We start from the raw sequence: 20,505 nt of genomic DNA, 5'->3' as shown, positions 1-20,505 counted from the left end.
AATGGGCTGGCAAGACGGGAGCCAGCTCATCGCATTCCCTACAAAGCTCCAGATCTGCTCTAGCCTGGCGACCTGTCGGGTTCGACATAACTGCCCAGTGCAGCATTGAAATCAGCATGGTAATGCTCTGAACCGAGTGCTTGGAGTATCCCTGCTTTGTCGAGCTTGCCGAGGACTTTCTCGTTGGCTTCACACAGCTTTACGACAATGCTGCGCTTACGTAAGTGCTCAATGACTTCGAGCAGCGTTTGTAAGCCAGTTATATCCATGAACGGCACTCGCTTTAGACGAATAATCAATGTCCCTGGATCCGTGTGCGTTTGAGCCAGAACGCGTTCAAAGGTTTCTGCTGCGCCAAAGAAAAGCGGCCCCTCAATGGTATAAACCAAAACGCCAGGCGGAAGTTGAACATGCCCATTGATCCGTAACTCAACCTCAAGCTCTTTTTCGACCATTTGCTGCACCTCGACTGAAGACGCCATCCGACGCATGAATTGCAGCATGGCGAGAATGACACCGATGTTCACGGCGATCGTTAAATCACTAAAAACGGTCAGGCTGAAGGTTATGAGAAGTATCGCTACGTCGGCTTTTGGGGCTCGTTCGACCATGCGTTTGAAGTGCTTCAACTCACTCATGTTGTAAGCAACGACAAATAAGATCGCCGCCAAGGTACACAGCGGAATATCCGAGGCCAGAGGCGCCAAGAAAGAAATCAATAAAACCAATGTGAGGGCATGGGCAAACCCCGCAATTGGACTGGTCCCGCCATTGCGGATGTTGGTGGCTGTTCGAGCGATTGCACCTGTCGCAGCAAAGCCACCGAACAAGGGCGTGACCAGGTTAGCGATACCTTGGCCGATCAACTCCTGATTGGAGTCATGCTTGGTACCCGCCATACCGTCGGCGACAACAGCAGACAGTAATGACTCGATGGCCCCCAGCATCGCGATCGCGAACGCCGGGGCGATCAACTCAATCACCCGCGGTATTGTTATTTCAGGAAGGTCTATTGCAGGCAATCCTTGAGGAATACCACCAAAAGCACTTCCAATCGTTGCAACGCCGGCAAACTGAAAATAAGACTGTATTGCCGTCACAACGACCATGGCGACCAAGGGCCCCGGCACACGTTTTATGCCAGGTATATTGGGGGCCGTGATCACCAGCACCAGACTCAAAAGCGCTAACAGTGTTGTGGGCACATGAAGACTGGGGAGTGTCTGGAGCAGGTGCCAGAGTCGCTCATGGAAATATTCACCGCTGATTTTCGACAAGCCAAAAAAGTCTTTCCATTGCCCCACCCAAATGATCACACCAATACCGGCAGTAAATCCAACAATCACCGGGTCGGGGATGAACTTGATGATGGCCCCAAGCTTGGTGATACCGAGCAATAACAAAATCACCCCGGCCATCATCGTTGCTATCTGCAAGCCGTCAACGCCGTACTTAGCGGTCACGCCAGCCAGAATGACGATGAATGCCCCTGTCGGGCCAGCGATCTGAAGACGGCTCCCTCCGAAGAGAGAAACCAGGAGGCCACCGATAATGGCCGTGTAAATCCCTTGCTCCGGTTTGACGCTTGAGGCGATGGCAAACGCCATGGCCAAGGGCAGCGCCACCACGCCGACGATGACCCCAGAGACGATATTTCGAAGCCAGTGCTCTGGCCTTAACAGGCCTGCTTTCCAGGCTTCTTGTATCGCAATCATGACTAGCCTCTCTCACCGTTGGCATATGCATAATATTCACATGTAGTGATAATAGTAAAGCCATTGAACTACCCTTGGCACAGCCCCCGAGCGCGCTGAAAACCCAGTGCTGAAAGGTCCCCAATCATGCTCGTGGACAGAATGAGTCCACACTCGGAGATACGCATGAAACGCGAAGACGTCAAAACCAAACACCGTGAAGGCATGCACTTCGACACGCATGTGATAGCCAGCCCGGCCAACACGAACGAGTGGATCATCCTTTTCAAAAAAGAGGCGGGAAGAAGTTACTTTCTGGTCAATGACAACGAAGAAGTCGAGACATTTTGGCACCTGGATGACCTGATCCATGAGCTTCGGGAGATTGGCATCAAGTCCGCTGAAGTTCACTTCTGATTGTTCCTCTCTTGGAGTTTGATCATGTCAGTAAAGGTTGAGCATCTGTCTAACCAAAGCGAAGAGCTTTGGTCTGTTTGCTTCGGTGGCCGGAGCGTTCAGTTGCCTCGCGAGGCTCACCCGAAATTACACATGTCCGTTAGCTGCATGACCTCTTCTGAGGTTTGCAGCTAACGCACTGGCGGACATCCTGGGTGCTGCACCTCCCGAATAGCTACACCCCTTTCGCAAAATCAGTCTCTGTTGGTTGATCGCTGAATCGAGCGATCGAAGCGGTTCAACCCGCTCCCATCGCAGGTAATCCCCGAGAGGGTTGTGGCCGCACACAAACCCGATCACCGATCAGACGGTATAACGGTCAGCTGCTCTATATCGCGCAATGAACAGCAACATCGTAAATCGCGAGGTCACTGTGATATCAGATGTGCATAATCGATTGGCTTTATCGATTGGCTTTATTGCGCCTCGTGCTCTTGAGACAAGGGTGAATGAATGCCGATCAAATATGCTAGAAGCCTCACTGGGCGACGGCGCACAACAGACGCAAACCGGCATCTTGGTTTTGCATTGGCCTTCGTAGCGGGAGCAATCAATGCCGGTGGTTTCCTAGCTGTGCATCAATACACCTCGCATATGACCGGCATTGTCTCTTCAATGGCGGACAATACCGGGTGCGTACGAGCTGGTACTGAGTGGTGCCGGTGGCTTGCTATCCTTTCTGATAGGTGCCGCCTGCTCCGCGGTATTGGTCAACTATTCCCGACGACGAAGGATGCATAGCGAATTGCGGTGCCCTTGTTACTGGAGGCCTCCCTCCTCATCTGCTTTGCCTTCCTTGGCGCTCGTTTGTCAACTGTGGAGGCTTGTTCGTATCGGTCACCGTGATGCTGCTGTGCTTCATCATGGGTCTTCAAAATGCGATTATTAGCAAGCTATCAAGCCGATATCCAAACGACTCACATCACCGGCATCGTGACGGATATTGGCATCGAGCTGGGCAAACTCGCTTACTGGAATGCGATCAAGTCATCGACGCAGCCAAAAGTCTTGGCGAACAGAGCCCGGCTCAGGGTATTGACGCTATTAGCCCTGAACTTCTTCTTTGGTGGCGTGGTGGGGGCGTTCGGATTCAAGCATGTCGGTTATATCGCGACGGTTCCGCTTGCGCTCGTCCTGGTGACGCTGGCGAAAGTTCCTGCCTTGGATGACGGATGACGTAAGGTTTTTTGTACGCCGAGTCATGCGAAAGTGAGCTGCACCTTTTGACTGCCACCGGAGCTAGACAATGGCTCCAGCTAGCTGGCATTCGGACGAAAAATCGATTGGGGTCGTCTGCCAGAGGGCTCTCTAGGCCCCGCTATACTGGAGCTTGATTAAGTTCTCATGCCCATAAGCAACGAGTCGGGTGGACAGCTACCAAACCCGCTCATAGGGATGCTGAAAGCATTGCTCTCGCCCGAGATAGGCAGTCCACCATTATCGCCCATACTTGGTGTTGCAAGAGCGTCAAGAGAGCCGAGAGAGGGGTAGAGATGACTCACATATTGGCCTGTATCGATAGCTCAAATACTTCTCCGGCCGTCTGCGACTACGCCGCGTGGGCCAGTCTCAACTTCGTCATCCCGTTGACCCTCCTGAATGTTGTAGATCGGGCCCCTTGCTTGGAAATTCGACCCGGTAGCCTCGCGCACGTATTAGACGCAATGACGCTGGACGAACAGCGCCATGATCAAGCACTGAAGCAAGGCTACCTAATGCTTCAAAACGCTCGGGAACGAGCGATCGCTGATGGCGTGATAAAACCGGAGCTCCGTCAAAGAAACGGAGAACTGCTGGGTCGTTTACTAGAGATGGAAAGTGACATGCGCTGGCTGGTGATGGGTAAACAAAGTGTGCTTCGGCCCCTCCTCAGCCAGTTAGAAAGCATCATTCACGCTTTACACAAGCCTATCCTGGTCACCCCCACTACCTTCAAGGCTCCGCGAAGCCTGATGCTCGCTTATGACGGAAGTGAAGTCACACACATGGGGGTGGAGATGTTGGCGGCGAATCCAGTATTGACAAAACTGCCAATACATCTCGTCATGGTCGCTGCTAAAACGCCTAAAACCCTGGGTCAACTCGATGCGGCGGGAGCCATTCTGAACCTTGTCGGCTGTAATGTTCAGACGGCCATCCGAGACGGAAAAGTGGAACTCGCCTTACAGGCTTATCAAACCGAGCACGATATAGATCTGTTGGTCATGGGCGCTTTTGGTCATTCGCGTGTCCGACAATTTTGGCTAGGCAGCACGACGTCAAGAATGATCCGAGCGACTACACGCCCTCTCTTATTTCTACCTAAAAGCCACATCAACATGTAACGCCCTGAAGTTAAATTGCCCTAGCTTCTACAGATGAAAAAGCACGCTTGGCACCGCATAACATTAACATTGTATGTTAATGTTATGCGCGTTCTCAATGGAGAAAAAGACAGCACGCTTGACCCGGTAGCTCGCCCCGTAATAGCAGCGGGCTTGAGTAATTCTGTGCGGTGCGAGACCTGACACCCTCTCAGGTCGCCCGTCAATTGGTCCGCGATGACCTGCGCAGTCACGGCGCGAAGGATAAAACACAGCACACTGTCGCAGCGAAAAGCGTCGAGACAGTCAAGGCTTATCAGCAGACTTGTGACAGCAGTCTCAATGACTAAATCAATACAGCAGGCTGACAAAGCGCTGTTAAGGAAGAGACCATGAGCAAAACAATCGTAATCATCAAAGGCGACGGCATCGGCCCTGAGATCATGCAAGCGACGCTACGCGTACTCGATGCCCTTGACTGCAATCTACGCTACGACTTCGTTGAGGCTGGCCTGGAGGCCTTGCAGCAGCATGGACAGCTAATGCCCCCGACATCAATCGAGACGATCGCCAAGCATGGCATCGCACTCAAAGGCCCTCTGACGACACCGATTGGCCGTGGTTTCTCATCCATCAACGTCCACCTTCGCCGCCATTTCGATCTGTACGCCAATGTCCGTCCAGCCATCAGTTTCCCTGGGACACGTTCGCGCTTCGACGACATCGATATCATTACCGTACGCGAAAATACCGAGGGCGCTTACCTGCCTGAAGGGCAAAGTATTTCCGAGGACGGCGAAGTCGCTCTGGCGAGCATTCGCGTCACCCGCACTGCGTCGCAACGCATTGTGCGCTATGCGTTCGAGCTGGCGCGCAGCAAAGGCCGCAAGAAAGTTACCGTGGTGCACAAGGCGAATATCATCAAGTCCTGCTCCGGCCTGTTTCTCGAGGTAGCGCGAGAAGTCGCGGCGGACTATCCGGAAATCGAATTCCAGGAAATGATCGTCGATAACGCCTGCATGCAACTGGTCATGAATCCCCATCAGTTCGATGTGATAGTCACCACAAATTTGTTTGGCGATATCCTCTCGGACCTGTGTGCGGGACTGGTAGGCGGACTGGGTCTGGCACCAGGCTCCAACATCGGCGCCGACGCAGCCATTTTTGAAGCGGTCCATGGCTCGGCACCTGACATCGCCGGCAAGAACATCGCCAACCCTTGCGCGCTATTGTTGGCTGCCGCGGACATGCTTGATTACATGGGCATGGTCGACAAAGGCACGCGAATCCGCGTGGCTATTCGCGCTGTTCTGGGAAGTTCGCGTAACCAGGTGACACCGGATATGGGAGGTAGCGGTACAACCGAATCCTTTGCTGATGCCTTGGTGGCCCATTTGCGTAACTAGATCGCGCCGTAAGTGAAATAGCTGACGTCTCTTGCGTATCGCCGGCTCAACCAGAGCTGGCGTTTTTTTTTACAGGAACAGCGGGACGCGGACCAACTCCCAGCTTTCATAGCGCTGAAATTGCCGTCCTTACAGACACAAATTTAACCCCGGGCAGCGACCAATCACATGTAACCCAGATGGAAAAAGAGGCACCGGGACCGATCCGTTATCCCGGCAAACAGGGTGGACGAACTGCTAACTCAGAGAATTGCCGGGTACTCCTCGGAACTATCAGGCCAAAGCGTCAAGATCTCAAAACCATCGTCAGTCACCACGACCATGTGCTCCCACTGTGCTGAGAGAGAAACATACTTGGTGATCACCGTCCAGCCATCCCCTAGCGTTCTTACATGGTGCTTTCCAGGGTTTAGCATCGGCTCAATGGTGAAGATACAGTTTGAATGGCATGGCCAATGTCACCGAGCCGTGGCACCACGGCGTACTTTACGAATTCCGGCACACATGGCCTCGTAAGTGGTGTCTACCAGCCGGCGAGCGTCAGGGCTGGGCTCACCGACGAAGTACATACGGCTTGTATCGCCGTGCCATCCATCTTTGATGACAGCAATGTCGATGTTGATGATGATGTCGCCATCCCTCAGGTTTATATCCGAAGGAATTCCATGGCACACCACATGGTTGATGGAAGTACGCACGGTTTTGGGAAAGCCGTGATAACCGACATTCGCCGGAATGACGTTCTGCACATTGACAATATAGTCATGGCACAGCTGATCGAGTTCGTCGGTGGAAACGCCTGGTTTGACAGGAGGTGCAATCATCCTCAGAACCTCGGCGGCCAGTTTGCCCGCGGCGCGTGACAGGGCAATTTCTGCCGGTTTGCGGCATTGAGGCAGGCCCTCGAACGCGAGTCTGGTCGAACTCAGCCTGACACCAGCGGCTACAACGGTCGCAATCCTTATTCAGATTCTTTCTAAAAACCCACATCCAGCATCACACTGTCCAGATAGGTGCCCGCTGGTGGGGTGCTCTGGTCGGTGTAGATTTTGGCGTTGTAGTTAAAGATTTGGCTGCCGGTGCCCAGGCCGTTGCCGGGGTTGACCTCGGCGTCGGAGCTGGCGCGGCGTGCCGCGCTGACGCTGCCCCAACGGGTGGTTCCGGCACTCTTGAAGATGTCGTAAGCCAGGTAATTGCTGCCCGAGATCATCCGCCTGTGCCCGCCCACGCTGACAGCATGCTGACCATCGTCCAGCCCTACCGTGTAGGAACTGCCCTTGGTGCAGGCCAAGTTGATGGTCTGGCCAGTGACGGTGGCGAATGCGCTGATAACCGGGGCGCTGCCAAAGCTGATGTTCGGCGCGGTGATAGTGCAGTCGTTGGCCACGGTCATATTGACGGTCAGACTGGTGGAACCGCTGTTGATGTCCCGTCCCTGGCAGCTGCCGCCCCCACCACGGTCGTAGCAATAATCCCAACTCCAGGAAATATTCAGGGTTTCAGAGTAAATCCCGGCAGCCACGTTGCTGCCGATAATCGTCTCCAGGTAGATCGGTACGGTTTTGGCCACGACAGGATTGGACAGCAGGCCGAGGTCATCGATGATCGAGTTGGGCCGACCAGTGATGTGATCAGTTACACGCTGAGCCCAACTTGTGCCAGAAGGATAACGACATGAAGCCAGAAACTGCCATCGTCGAGATTTTCAAGAAGTACAAGGTTTATACCGAACGCTACCTAAACAACGCCGCTGACAAGACCATCATTCTGGTCAATGGCTCGCTGGCAACCACCGCATCCTTTGCCCAGACGGTGCGTTACCTGCAGCCGCGGTTCAATGTGGTTCTATACGACCAGCCCTACGCCGGCCAGTCGCGGCGGCACAACCTCCATGGTCATCCAATCCGAAAAGAAGATGAGGCGCAGATACTGCTGGAATTGATCGAACACTTCTGTGCCGACCATGTGCTGTCCTTCTCCTGGGGCGGCGCAGCCACCCTGCTGGCACTGGCCCAGCGGCCGCGACGAATCGAGAAGGCGGTGATCAATTCATTCGCAGCACGGATCAATACGCCGATGCGCGATTACCTGGAGAGCGGCCTGAACTTCCTCCAGGCCTGCGATCGCCTCAATGTCGGTCGCTTGATCAACAACACTATTGGCAAGCACCTGCCATCGCTGTTCAAACGTTTTAATTACCGTCATGTCAGCAGTCTGGCCGAACACGAATACATGCAGATGCATTTCCACATCAATGAAGTGCTGACCCAGGATACCCACTGCTACGTCGCCTGTGCCGAGGCCATCGAAGTCCCGCTGCTGTTTGTCAATGGCGAATGGGATGAGTACACCTCGGTGGAAGACGCCCGCCTTTTTGCCGGCCATGCCCGCCAGTCCCAGTTCCATACAATCAAGAACACCGGGCACTTCCTCGATATGGAGCACCAGACGGCCTGGCACGATACCCAGCAGGCCTTACTCAGCTTTCTGCAGCCGGCCTCCAGCCTAGTCAAACCGACGAGCCCGCCACACCGTTGGGCAGCCGGCACCGCTGCGCAGCCAGTGGCCGTATCTTTAGTCACAGTGCGGCGCATAGCCACTTGCCCCGCTAGGGCGTGGCTCTGGGTTGACTCTTCGCGCGGCAGTTTGGCGCGCCTTGGTACAAGTCCTTTCTGTTTGGCTCTATGCCGATACGACGATGGAGTCTGGTCCATGCGAAAAAAAACAGCGGCGGGCGCCCTGCCCGAATCCGCGTCCTTTGTGAAGGCAGAACGAAGCGCAATATTCGGCCTACGTGGCCGAAGTCTGTTCCCCACCAGGCTGTGTGAAAACCTGACGATCATGTTTCAAACCAACGCCCCGACTTGTCGGGGCGTTGGTTTTTGGCCTTTGATCCCGAAATCATCGCTATTCGTTTTCACGTCGCCGGGACAAAGCGTTTTGAGCGCTCCATGGCCAGTCCTGGGACGTTTGTCAGGCGCAAAAAAAGGCTGCTTAGGCCATCTTCACTATCATTTCACGCGCACCCAGCACATTGATCGCCCTTTTAAAGTTATGGGCAAGCACCGCCAGCGACATCTCTGTTCGCGCGCCTTTCAGTTGGCGTAGCAAGAACCGTCCATTGCCCATGATCCATTGCTTGAGGTTGCCGAAGGGGTGTTCAACGATGGACCTTCGTTCAACCATCTTCTCCGGATGCGCCTGCATGCGCTGCTCCATGCGTTCGAAGGCAGCCTCATGTGCATGCCGCGTGAGGGTTCGGCGGATGGCATCGGTGCACTGACTTTTCAGCGGGCACTGGGCGCAATCGCTGGGTAGCGCGTGGTAAATACGCAAGCCGTGATTCCATTGCGTGCGTTTCAGTAACTTGTCATTGGGGCACCGGTACTGGTCTTCCTGCGCCTCGTAAATAAACCGAGTGCGATCAAAAAGTTCTACCTCACCGCCATAATTGTTGATCGTCCGATTCAGCGGGACATACGCCGTGATACCGGCATCTTCACAGGCCTGGAATTGTTTGCCGTAGGAATATCCGGCATCGGCCACTACCGTCAGCGCTGACTGCTGCAGTACTTCTTTAGCCGCTTTGGCCATGGGTTCAAGCTGTTTTCGGTCGTCGCTGTCCTGAGTCACTTCGTGGTGCAGGATCAAGCCGTTCTCGGCATCCACCGCCGTCTGCACGTTGTACGCCACGGCCATGCCTTGCGGCGCACGCATCATCCGCGCATCGCTTTCGGTGCTGATGAACTGCTCGACTTCCAGCGCCTTCATCACCTGCTGACGGGTCAGGTTGTTGTCTCGTTTGTTGCTCAGACGGGCCAAGGCGGCTTTGACTTTCTGCTTATCCACAGGCTGATCGGCGTCGTCTTTGTCCGCCCGATCAAGCTCCGCCAGGTACTGGGTAATCTTCTTGTCCAGTATTTCCTCATCGCGCTTAAGGTGCTTGAGGCTCATATGACGGCGCTTGGAGGCCACGGCTTTGAATTTGCTGCCGTCGATAGCAACCAGCTTGCCGGCGATTAGCCCCACTTCACGGCAAAAAAGAATGAAGACTCGGCAGATGGCGGCGAATGCGGCACCGTTGTCTCTGCGGAAATCGGCGATGGTTTTGAAGTCAGGTGCGAGTTGATTGAGCAGCCACATGACTTCGATGTTGCGCAGGCATTCGGCTTCGAGGCGGCGTGACGAACGGATGCTGAGGAAATAGCCATAGAGATAAAGTTTGAGCAGGTCTGCCGGATCATAGGGCGGGCGCCCGTTGCCCTTGAGGACAGCCTTGTCGAATCCCAGCTCCCGCAGATCGAGTTGGGTGACATAGGCATCAATGACTCTGACCAAGTGGTCTGCCGGAATGGATTCTTCCAGCGACACCGGAAAAAGACTGCTCTGATCGCGCGCTATGCCTTGGATGTATGCCACAAAAATGCCCCCAATCTTCCGATGAAGGCATTTTCTTAGACCGTTGCGAGAATTGCCAGGTTTTCACACAGTCTGCTTATGAGCCGGCTGCGGAACCGACACATCTTGCTGATATTTGTCTTGAGTTGTCCCCTGACGTGCTATGACCGAGTATACCGCCCACATAATGGGCGCGTTGCCTTACCTGCTGTGGGATAAGCGTTTAGCTGGTTATAGAGCCATGGGTTACCGTGTCGCTGATGCATCCAGCGCTTTGGATCTGTTCTAGAGTTGCCTGCATTGGATGAGCGGAGCAGGAAGCTGCCTGAGCCGGTGATACGCTCATCGCTCAGCAATAGGAGGTAGCTAATGGCTCGGCACCATCAAAAGCACGATCAGCACTCAGAGCAGGTAACCTCCGCTGGGTCTTCGATTGGTCTCAAGCGATACAAATTGTGTTGATCTGATACGGCAGTGCGATTTCGATGTACCTGAAGCACCTGAAATTGTGCTTTGGCGTGATGCGCCCGCCGTCGGTGCGGAGGTTGAGGCGGAAGCAGCTCGGGGTGATTGAGGCCCATCAACTCTGTCCTTCTACCCAGAGGCTTTTCGGCGAGACTGGCGTCTTCAGACGATAGGGTGGCGTCCGACGGGTTTTTACTGAAGGTCATTTATTTTGTGAACTCGATAGGTTTTTCTCATCTTTTTTGTGATTTCTGTTTTCGGAAGTCACAAAAAAGATGAATTTATCCCTGTGTTTGTGGGTGGGTGTGAATCATCTATTTTGAGAACCTACAGCCAGACTCAAGACCCTGATCGCCTCCTACCCATTCCGCCCGTACTGCACGAACACGTCGCGTAGTTGTACCAGCGCTAGGCTTTTCGTATCTGTCTGGCCGCCCTCCTTTTCCGGTCTACGCTGACCTCAGCTGACGGATCAGCGCCCCTTCGCAAATAGCCCGCCCAGTGTGCAATGCTGTTCACTTAAGCCGAAGGTCAGCAGTTTTTGACTGCTAAATCTACGGCGAAAGCCAAGAAAAACGCCGCTACCCCATGCAGGGTAAGCGGCGTTTTTTCTTAACTGAACAGCATTGCGCCCAGTGTGGGCTTTTTGTTGCCTCCTGCTCCGCTTTCTTTTTTATTGAGATTGACCCTACAGTTGTTTTTAAAAACAGTTACTTACAGAGCGAATGTGGGGCTTCACCGTTTTGAGTGGGTAATCTATTCTCCTCCCCATGAAAGATATCGATTTATACGCCCAAATTCTTGGGCTCCAGGCTCCGTGGAAAGTGGTCGCAGTTAACCTTGACCGTGCGTTGGGGCAAGTCGTTGTCGGCGTTGGAGTATCTGATGCTGCTGCGTTCACCTGTCCGCAATGTGGCCTGCACGCTTCGCGTTATGACAAACGCAAACGTCGTTGGCGGCATCTTGATACGTGTCAGTTCGTGACCATTCTAGAGGCTGAGGTGCCCAGAGTTCATTGCGCCGAGCATGGCGTGGTGACTGTCGAGGTCCCGTGGGCAGACGCTGGTTCAGGTTTCACCTTGATGTTTGAAGCATTGGTGATCAACTGGATCCAGGAAGCCAGTATTCAGGCGGTCTCGCGTCAACTCCAGACGAGCTGGGGCAGCATTGACCGGATCATGGCTCGCGCCGTCAGACGCGGATTGGCGCGTCGAAAACCGTTATCACCGACCCAGATATGTGTGGACGAGACTTCGTTTCAAAAGCGTCGCGAGTACGTCACCGTGGTGACCGACCCCGCAACGGGTCAGGTCTTGCATGTGGAAGACGGCAACCTCACCCAGAGCCTGGAAGCGTTTTATACGAAGCTCAATAGCGACCAGAAGCAAGCTATTACGGGCGTTTCGATGGATATGTGGCCCGCCTTTATCAGCGCGACCCAGCGTCATATTCCGGATGCCATGCACAAAATAGCGTTCGACAAGTTCCATGTGGCCAAGCTGTTGAGTGAGGCGCTGGACAGAGTGCGTCATATGGAGAACCGCGAGTTGTTAAAGGCCGGCTCCACGGTGCTCAAGAACACGAAATACGTCTGGCTCAAGCGGGCTGAGAACATGACTGAGCGACAACAGGCAACCTTCGAGTCGTTGCGAGAGGGTTCGTTGCGTACAGCCAAAGCGTGGGCGATCAAAGATCTGGCCATGCAGTTGTGGCGAGGTAAGGATCGGGATGAGGTCGAACAACAGTGGAACCACTGGCAGGAATGGGCCTTGAACAGTGGGCTGCCACCGATGTGGAAAGTCGCCAAAACGATCAAGCGACGACTGTGGGGCATCGTCAACGCCATCGTGTTGAACCTGCATAACGGCCATGCAGAAAGCATGAACGCACGCATTCAACGGCTCAAGCAACGCTCTTGCGGGTTTCGAAATCGGGAGCGTTTTCGCAATGCCATTTACTTTCATTTTGGTGGTTTGGACTTATACCCGGAACGTCTCCAAAACTCATAACACCCACTTGATCCGGTGAAGCCCCGCGAATGTCATAATTTTTGGCTTATCTCGGCACGCCCCCGAGGAGGCCAAAGCCTTCGAAGAAAACGCCGCCGGCTCGTTATTACGACGTAAGACATCAACCTAGCCCCAAGCCCTGCAGCCGAGTTTGCGAAAAACAGAAAAGCAATTAAGAACAGTATGTTACGGGCGAAGTGAGTGAATTTTCCCCTTATCTCGGCATAACCCCCTGAAGGCGTGTTGGCCGGATGCGTTCAAATATTAAAACCAGGTTTCCATTTGTATACCGTATTGCCATACACCTCCGGCGTTGAAGTCCGTCTTGCCGAAGGAGTCTGAGGTACTGTATCTGTCCAGATCCGAAGACCAATTCATAAAGCTTGCGAACACACGCAATTCGGGACGTGTGAGCAGATCTCCAACGTCAGGCTTGAATGTTGGGGCGACCGTGAATTTCCAAAAGTTACCGTCGACCGCATTACGTTGTAGATAGCCCTTCGGGTCGAGGTTCATGGTTTGCCAGCTCATTTCGTAGGCCATCTCGAAGTTGCTGTTGATTTTGTTAGCCAATCGCACGTTCAGGGTCAGCCAGCGGTAGTCGTCACCCTTGACGTATCTATCCTTGCTCTGTTCGGCCAGCAAGCTGGGCCCGATGCGCCAGTCAGGCGCAAGGGGTGTCTCACCGTAAAGTGCCAGACGCAGAGCGCGGGCATCGTCAATCAGTTCACCATCCGAGCCGACGTTCTTGACCTCTGCCCCCAGACCTTGCCCATAGAGCAGCGCCGTTTTGAAGAAGCCTTCTCTGCCGAAAAAGTTTTTCTGGTGATTGGCCAGCATGCTGTGCAAGCCGGAATCCGCAGGCGTCAAACCCGCTTTATTGGTACGGGTACCGAAATCGTTTTTCTTTGCGCCGATGCCATTGAACATCCACTGCCACTGACCATCCTCGAAGAACTGGTTGGAGGTCAGGATGTAGCTTGCCACATCGGCATTAATACCGCCTTGACTGAAATCCCCGTAGCTACGCCCAATCAAGGAGTAATTCGAGCGCCAATTCTTGTTCATCTGCATATCGTAGATTCCACCGCCGGTGCCGGCCAGGTAGACGACGTCCGAGTCCAGCCAGTGGATATCGAAATTATCTCTATCAAATCGCTTACCTGCCCACAGGGTGGCGTTCTCGAACACTGAATTGCCCTTGAACGCAGCGACATGGTCGAGCGCTGTGAATACCTGGCGCACGTTCAGTTTGCTTTCGTCGGCCGTCCAGTCATTGGAACTTTCCACACCGTCGGCGATGGAGACCGTGAATTTGGAACGGGTGCCGTTTTGCGCATAGATTTCTTTCGACAGGTCTATACGCATGTAGGTGTCGTCTTCGTTACCGAGTCGCCCGACTGCACCACCAACCGAACCGGCCGGAGTTGTATAAGGGCCGCCACGGCCACCACCAAGCCCCTCGTCGATCAGCAATCCAGAGCGGGCATAGCCGTTGAAGCTGAACCCATCAGCGAGGTTTGAAGTGCTGGCCTGTTTTTCCATGCTTTCCTGGCGGGCTTCGAGTTTTGCCAGTCGGGTGTCCAGAACCGGATTCGTTGCCTGGGATGCAGTGGATGCAGTGGATGCAGTGGGCTGCAAAGCGGGAGTGGCGAGTTTGATCTGCTGCAATTCCCTCGCGAGTGCCTGAGTTTGCTGTTCGGCTGCGGCCGCACGCTTTTCCGCTGCGCTTGCACGGGCTTCAAACGCGGCCATGCGTTCTTCCAGAGTAGCGGCCTGAGAGGTTGCCGCCGATGCGCTGAGCACGCCTGCGAATAGCCACCTTGATGCTTTCTGCATTTGGATTTCCTGTTTGTTTTTATTGTTTTGGCTGACCTTTTTTCGTGAGTCGTGAATCGTCCGAATCAAGAAAAAAAAAGATGCCTCATTTGAGATACGCTGCTACATTGACGATGTTAACGTTAACTTTTCTAAAAACAAAAATAAAGAGGGCTTTATGAAACAGCTGAAATCTCTCCTTCCAGCAGCGCTACTCACCTTCTGTGCCGGATTTCCATCCGTCTCGAGCGCAGCCGATTTGACGATCTCATGCGGTGCGGTGGGCGCGGAGTTACAACTCTGCAAGGAGGCTGTCGAGGCGTGGTCGAAACAGACCGGCAACAACGTCGAGGTGGTTTCCACGCCTAACTCGGCGACCGAGAGGTTGTCGTTCTACCAACAGATCCTCAGTGCGCAGTCCACCGACATCGACATCATTCAAATCGATATGGTGTGGCCGGGGATGCTGGCCAAACATCTGATGGATCTGCGCGAAGTGCTTCCAGCCAACGCTACCCAAGGCTACTTCCAGGCACAGGTAGATAACGCCACGGTAAACGGACGGCTGGTGACGATGCCGTGGTTCACCGACTCGGGCCTGCTGTATTACCGCAAGGACTTGCTAGAGAAGCACAACAAGCAGGTTCCCCAGACGTGGGAGGAAATGACCGCTACCGCCAGGGATGTTCAACAGGCCGAACGCAACGCCGGTAACCCCAATGTGTGGGGTTACATATTTCAGGGACGCGCCTACGAGGGCCTGACGTGTAATGCGCTGGAGTGGATCAGCAGCCAACCGGAAGGCGGACTGGTCAATCCACGAGGAGACATCGTGGTTAACAGTCAGGCCTCAAGAGCTGCTTTGACCCTGGCGAAAAGCTGGGTAGGAGACATCTCCCCGCGTGGCGTACTCAATTACACCGAGGAAGAAGGACGTGGCGTATTCCAGTCGGGAAATGCGCTGTTCATGCGTAACTGGCCTTATGTCTGGGCCCTGGTGCAAAGCCAGGACAGTGCCGTAAAAGACAAGGTTGGGGTCGCTCCCCTGCCCCGGGGCGGCGAGACCGGCAACCATGCATCCACCCTCGGCGGGTGGGGCCTGGCGGTATCGCGTTACAGCGCCCATCCAAAACTTGCCGCAGAGCTGGTGAGCTACCTGACCAGTGCCCAACAGCAAAAACATCGTGCTCTGATAGGCGCCTATAACCCGGTTATCGAGTCGCTGTATCAAGATCCCGAACTGCTCGCGGCAATGCCTTACTACAGTCAGCTCCACAGCATTCTCAACGACGGAGTCATGCGCCCCGCCTCAATAACCGCCGATCGCTATCCACGGGTCTCCAATGCGTTCTTCGATCGAGTGCATGGCGTGCTGGCGGGCGAGTTGCCTGTCGATCAGGCGCTGGCCGAACTGGAAAGCGAACTCACGCGCATCAAACGCCAGAACTGGTAAGCCACAAGGAAGAAAATCACCATGTCTGTCTCTACTACCCATGCCTCCTGTGACGAGCTCCTGCTCACCAGGGAAACGCCCATACAGCGTCGCCGAGTACGCGCCGCCTGGCTGTTTTTGACACCGATGTTGCTGTGTCTGGCCCTAGTGGCGGCCTGGCCGCTACTGCGGACATTCTGGTTCAGCCTGACCGACGCCAGTCTCGCGGACACCAGTGGCGGCTCCTTCGTAGGCTTGAGCAATTATCTGTTCCACGACGGTTCCAACTGGTCGGGCATCCTGGTCGATCCACAATGGTGGAACGCTGTGCGCAACACGTTGCATTTCACCGTAGTGTCGGTGGGATTGGAAGTCGTCCTGGGGCTGCTGGTGGCGTTGCTGCTGAACATCAAGTTCACCGGCCGTTCCCTGGTGCGTGCGTTGATTCTGATTCCGTGGGCGATTCCTACCATTGTCTCAGCGAAGATCTGGTCATGGATGCTTAACGACCAGTTCGGCATCATCAATCATCTGATGCTGAGCCTCGGCCTGATTGACGCTCCTCTGGCCTGGACGGCAGATGCGGATCTGTCGATGTGGGCGGTCATCATCGTCGACGTCTGGAAGACCGTACCTTTTGTCACGCTGCTGATGCTGGCTGCCTTGCAGATGTTGCCGAGCGATTGCTACGAAGCCGCCAGGGTCGATGGCATTCATCCGCTGAAAGTGTTCTGGCGTGTCACGCTTCCACTGTTGATGCCTGCATTGCTGGTAGCGGCGATCTTCCGCATCCTCGACTCCCTGCGGGTATTCGACGTTATCTATGTGCTGACCTCGAACTCTTCGAGCACCATGAGTATGTCGGTCTATGCCCGCCAGCACCTGGTGGAGTTCCAGGACGTTGGCTATGGCAGCGCGGCCTCAACTCTGCTGTTTCTGGTCGTTGCGGTGATCGCCATGCTTTATCTCTACCTCGGACGCCGTCAACTGGAGGTTCGCTCATGAGCCAGCGTCTACTCAAAAAAGCGCTGTTGCGCCTCGGGTTCTGGTGTCTGATCGGGATTTTGCTGCTGTATGCGGTCTTCCCTTTCTACTACGCCATCGTGACTTCGCTGAAGCCATCCAGCGCCTTGTTCGAGGTGAGCTATTGGATCGATAGTCCCGACTTCTCCAATTACGCGGCGGTACTCCACCAATCCTCATTCCTGAGAGCTATCGGTAACTCGCTGGTGGTTGCGCTTTGCGTGGTGACGCTGGCGCTGTTCCTCAGCCTGACCGCCGCCTATGCCTTGGGCAGGGTGAAGTTCCGTGGGCGTGGCACGGTATTGATGATGGTTCTTGGCGTCTCGATGTTTCCCCAGGTCGCTGTACTGTCGGGGCTGTTCGAAGTGATCCGCGCCTTGGGTCTGTACAACACGTCCTGGGCGTTGATCCTGAGCTACACGATTTTCACCCTGCCCTTCACCGTCTGGGTGCTGACCACGTTCATGGGGCAACTGCCCCATGAACTGGAAGAAGCGGCAATCATGGATGGCGCTTCGCCCTGGGTCACACTTACCCGTGTGCTGTTGCCGCTGCTCTGGCCCGCACTGGTCACCACTGGCTTATTGGCCTTTATCGCAGCGTGGAACGAGTTCCTGTTTGCCCTGACCTTCACCCTCACAGACACGCAACGCACGGTGCCGGTCGCCATCGCCTTGATTTCCGGCGGGAGTCCCCATGAGCTGCCTTGGGGGCTGTTGATGGCCGCTTCGGTGCTGGTCACCGTCCCACTGGTGATTCTGGTGCTGATCTTCCAGCGCCGAATCGTTTCCGGTCTCACTGCCGGCGCGTTAAAGGGTTGATGCCCAACAAATACAAGGAACAGCATCGTGATCAAATTGAAACTAGGCAACGTGAACAAACAATTGGGCGGCGTGCGGATTCTTCGCGACGTCAGCCTGGAGATCGCTGCGGGTGAATTCGTGGTGTTCGTTGGCCCTTCGGGCTGCGGAAAGTCGACTTTGCTACGACTGATCGCCGGACTGGATTCGATCTGCGCCGGCGACCTGCTGATCGACGGGCGGCGGGTCAACGACCTGGAGCCGCGCGAGCGTGGCGTCGGCATGGTGTTTCAGTCTTATGCGCTGTACCCGCATATGAGCGTCTACGACAACATCAGTTTTGGTCTCAAACTGGCCAAGATTGAAAAGAGCAGCTTGCGCGAGCGGGTGCTGAAAACTGCGCAAATCCTGCAATTGGACAAACTGCTGCAACGCAAGCCAAAAGAACTGTCTGGAGGGCAGCGTCAGCGTGTGGCCATGGGCAGAGCCATGGCGCGGGAGCCGGACATTTTGTTGTTCGATGAGCCGCTCTCCAACCTGGATGCATCCTTGCGGGTGCAGATGCGCAACGAAATCGCCCGGCTGCATGCCCGACTGGGCTCGACCATGATCTACGTCACTCACGATCAGGTGGAAGCGATGACCCTGGCCGACAAAATTGTCGTGCTCAATGGCGGTCGCGTAGAGCAGGTCGGTTCACCGCGCGAACTCTATGAACGCCCAGCGAGCCGCTTTGTCGCCGGTTTTCTCGGTTCGCCCAGAATGAATTTTCTGGCGGCGCGCCTGCATGCCCCGGGCGAAACCAGCCTGGTCGACACCCCCGTTTTGGGTATGACCTCCCTGCCCTTCGACAGCTCAAACCTGGCGGCGGACACTCTGCTGAGCCTCGGGGTTCGCCCGGAGCACGTATCGCTCAAAGCGGCTGAGGGAACCGTCGGCGTCATCGTGACCGGGGTCGAATACCTGGGTAGCGAAACGTATGTGCACCTCGAAACAGGTCAGGACGAGCCACTGATCTGTCGTTGTGAGGTCAACGCCGGATGGCAGGCGGGCGATCGGGTCGAACTGCAGCTGGACATCGACAACCTGCATCTGTTCGACGCCGACGGCACGGCCTTGAAGCGCCACCCACAAGCCATTGAAAACCTGCCGAATGACGTCTCTCTGCGCTCAGTTCGAGCACGCGCCCTATGACCTTGTCTTTGAATACCATGAGCGACCCAATGTCTTCTTCCCTTGACCTTGCGCAGCGTGCACTGAGTGACGGCCTGTCTCGCGTCATCCACGATTATCGACCCGGTTATCATATTGCTCCCCCGGCAGGCTGGATGAACGACCCTAACGGGGTGGTGTACTTTCGTGGCGAATATCACGTTTTCTATCAACATTACCCCTTCGAGGCGAAATGGGGCCCTATGTATTGGGGGCACGCCAAGAGTGCCGATCTGGTTCATTGGCAGCACCTGCCCATTGCGCTAGCACCCGGCGATGACTTCGACCGTGACGGTTGTTTTTCCGGTAGCGCGGTGGTGTGTGGAGATACCCTGGCATTGATCTACACCGGACACACCTGGCTGGGGGAAGTGGGTGACGAACGCTCTATCCGTCAAGTCCAGTGCCTGGCCACCAGTATCGACGGCATCCAGTTCGTCAAGCATGGCGCAGTCATCGAGACCGCGCCGCAAGACACTATCATGCACTTTCGTGACCCTAAGGTATGGAAGGAGGATGACTGTTGGTACCTCATTGCCGGCGCACGTCTGGGCGATAGGCCGCTGCTCCCGTTGTACCGTTCCACGGATCTGCACGTCTGGGAGTTCCTTGACTATGTGTCCAGCGGCAGCGAGGGCGATGGCTATATGTGGGAATGCCCGGATCTGTTTCGACTGAACGGACGCGATGTACTGCTGTACTCCCCCCAAGGCATGCAACCCCACGGTTACGAACGGCTGAACAAGTACCAGACTGGTTATCGAGTGGGCCGACTCGACAGCGAATGGCACTTCACTGGCGGGCCTTTTATCGAGCTGGATAACGGCCACGATTTCTATGCAGCGCAAACGCTAATGGCCGCTGATGGTCGGCGACTTTTGTGGGCGTGGCTCGACATGTGGGAAAGCCCGATGCCGAGCAAAGCCCATCACTGGTGCGGCATGCTCGGTTTGCCGCGCGAACTTGAACTGCGCGCAGATCGCCTGTGCGTGTATCCCGCACGGGAGCTCACCGCACTACGCAAGGCGCCATTGCCGGGTACGCCTTGGTGGGATGAGTCGGGAACCCGGTGGGTGCCGCAAGTGAATGGCGATATGCTCGAAATCCATGTGCATCTGGATTTGCTCGGCTGCACCGACGGGCACTTGGGAATCGCCTTGCGCTGCAGCGACGATGGCCATGAAGAAACCCTGCTCTACTACGATGCGTCGCTGCGTCGTCTGGTGCTTGACCGTAGCCGCTCGGGTGCGCAAGCCACAGGTCAGCGCAGCGTGTCGATAGACCCGAGACAAGAGCGACTCGAACTGCGCGTGTTCCTCGATCGCTCGTCCATCGAGGTGTTTGACGAAAACGGGGGCTTCAGCCTCAGCAGTCGCCTCTATCCGCAGCCCGGCAGTCTGGGTGTGAAGCTCCTTGCAAGCGGGAGTGGCGGGCGTGTCTCGATTCCCAGAGCATGGCCTCTCGCCTCGGGATGGCTATGAGCAGCATC

General features: G+C 55.3%; 12 protein-coding genes and 4 pseudogenes. 11 read left to right on the top strand and 5 right to left on the bottom strand.

The genetic code is table 11. The features are described from left to right. Window positions 1-59: 59 nt before the first annotated feature. A complete protein-coding gene (locus AC1MEE_RS10240; protein ID WP_480415215.1) occupies window positions 60-1,715 on the bottom strand; it encodes a SulP family inorganic anion transporter in 1,656 nt (551 codons plus the stop codon). Between the two features lie 165 nt (window positions 1,716-1,880). On the opposite strand from AC1MEE_RS10240, the gene AC1MEE_RS10235 reads away from it, so the two are divergent. The 4 genes and pseudogenes from AC1MEE_RS10235 to AC1MEE_RS10220 all read left to right on the top strand — a co-directional run bounded on the left by AC1MEE_RS10235 (window position 1,881) and on the right by AC1MEE_RS10220 (window position 5,859). Continuing rightward, window positions 1,881-2,111, top strand: coding sequence for a hypothetical protein (locus AC1MEE_RS10235; protein WP_480415214.1), 231 nt, complete (start codon window positions 1,881-1,883; stop codon window positions 2,109-2,111). Between the two features lie 492 nt (window positions 2,112-2,603). Beyond that, a pseudogene (locus AC1MEE_RS10230) lies at window positions 2,604-3,320 on the top strand (YoaK family protein); the annotation flags it as partial. 323 nt (window positions 3,321-3,643) lie between these two features. After that, entirely contained in the window at window positions 3,644-4,474 is an 831-nt protein-coding gene (locus tag AC1MEE_RS10225) for a universal stress protein (protein WP_480415213.1), read from the top strand. 371 nt (window positions 4,475-4,845) lie between these two features. Then, a complete protein-coding gene (locus tag AC1MEE_RS10220; RefSeq protein ID WP_480415212.1) occupies window positions 4,846-5,859 on the top strand; it encodes an isocitrate dehydrogenase in 1,014 nt (337 codons plus the stop codon). Between the two features lie 242 nt (window positions 5,860-6,101). Here AC1MEE_RS10220 and AC1MEE_RS10215 read toward each other — a convergent pair. Together AC1MEE_RS10215 and AC1MEE_RS10210 are read right to left on the bottom strand one after the other, a co-directional pair. Next, window positions 6,102-6,758 (bottom strand): annotated as a pseudogene (locus AC1MEE_RS10215) (type I methionyl aminopeptidase). 77 nt (window positions 6,759-6,835) lie between these two features. Next, window positions 6,836-7,471 (bottom strand): annotated as a pseudogene (locus AC1MEE_RS10210) (Csu type fimbrial protein); the annotation flags it as partial. A 62-nt stretch (window positions 7,472-7,533) separates the two neighbouring features. On the opposite strand from AC1MEE_RS10210, the pseudogene AC1MEE_RS10205 reads away from it, so the two are divergent. Continuing rightward, a pseudogene (locus AC1MEE_RS10205) lies at window positions 7,534-8,385 on the top strand (alpha/beta fold hydrolase); the annotation flags it as partial. 468 nt (window positions 8,386-8,853) lie between these two features. On the opposite strand, the gene AC1MEE_RS10200 reads toward AC1MEE_RS10205, so the two are convergent. Further along, entirely contained in the window at window positions 8,854-10,278 is a 1,425-nt protein-coding gene (locus AC1MEE_RS10200; protein WP_480415211.1) for an IS1182 family transposase, read from the bottom strand. Window positions 10,279-11,492: 1,214 nt separating this feature from the next. On the opposite strand from AC1MEE_RS10200, the gene AC1MEE_RS10195 reads away from it, so the two are divergent. Continuing rightward, entirely contained in the window at window positions 11,493-12,731 is a 1,239-nt protein-coding gene (locus tag AC1MEE_RS10195; RefSeq protein ID WP_480415210.1) for an ISL3 family transposase, read from the top strand. 264 nt (window positions 12,732-12,995) lie between these two features. On the opposite strand, the gene AC1MEE_RS10190 is transcribed toward AC1MEE_RS10195, so the two are convergent. Beyond that, window positions 12,996-14,570 (bottom strand): carbohydrate porin, encoded by a 1,575-nt coding sequence (locus AC1MEE_RS10190; RefSeq protein WP_480415209.1) that lies wholly within the window; start codon window positions 14,568-14,570, stop codon window positions 12,996-12,998. A gap of 157 nt (window positions 14,571-14,727) precedes the next feature. Between AC1MEE_RS10190 and AC1MEE_RS10185 the strand changes: the two genes are divergently transcribed. Genes AC1MEE_RS10185 through AC1MEE_RS10165 form a run of 5 tightly spaced genes read left to right on the top strand, consistent with a single transcriptional unit; the run spans window position 14,728 to window position 20,497 of the window. Then, window positions 14,728-16,002 (top strand): ABC transporter substrate-binding protein, encoded by a 1,275-nt coding sequence (locus tag AC1MEE_RS10185; RefSeq protein ID WP_480415208.1) that lies wholly within the window; start codon window positions 14,728-14,730, stop codon window positions 16,000-16,002. A gap of 21 nt (window positions 16,003-16,023) precedes the next feature. Beyond that, entirely contained in the window at window positions 16,024-16,986 is a 963-nt protein-coding gene (locus AC1MEE_RS10180) for a carbohydrate ABC transporter permease (protein WP_480415206.1), read from the top strand. Beyond that, window positions 16,983-17,825 (top strand): carbohydrate ABC transporter permease, encoded by an 843-nt coding sequence (locus tag AC1MEE_RS10175; RefSeq protein ID WP_054597387.1) that lies wholly within the window; start codon window positions 16,983-16,985, stop codon window positions 17,823-17,825. The genes AC1MEE_RS10180 and AC1MEE_RS10175 overlap by 4 nt, the downstream gene beginning before the upstream one ends. A 27-nt stretch (window positions 17,826-17,852) precedes the next feature. Next, window positions 17,853-18,998 (top strand): ABC transporter ATP-binding protein, encoded by a 1,146-nt coding sequence (locus tag AC1MEE_RS10170; RefSeq protein ID WP_480415205.1) that lies wholly within the window; start codon window positions 17,853-17,855, stop codon window positions 18,996-18,998. Then, window positions 18,995-20,497 (top strand): glycoside hydrolase family 32 protein, encoded by a 1,503-nt coding sequence (locus AC1MEE_RS10165; RefSeq protein WP_480415204.1) that lies wholly within the window; start codon window positions 18,995-18,997, stop codon window positions 20,495-20,497. The genes AC1MEE_RS10170 and AC1MEE_RS10165 overlap by 4 nt, the downstream gene beginning before the upstream one ends. The last annotated feature ends 8 nt before the right edge of the window (window positions 20,498-20,505 follow it).

It is taken from the genome of Pseudomonas sp. ASL3 (assembly GCF_056680425.1).
The sequence above is the reverse complement of the archived record's forward strand: the minus strand, read 5'-3'. Positions and strand labels throughout refer to the sequence as shown.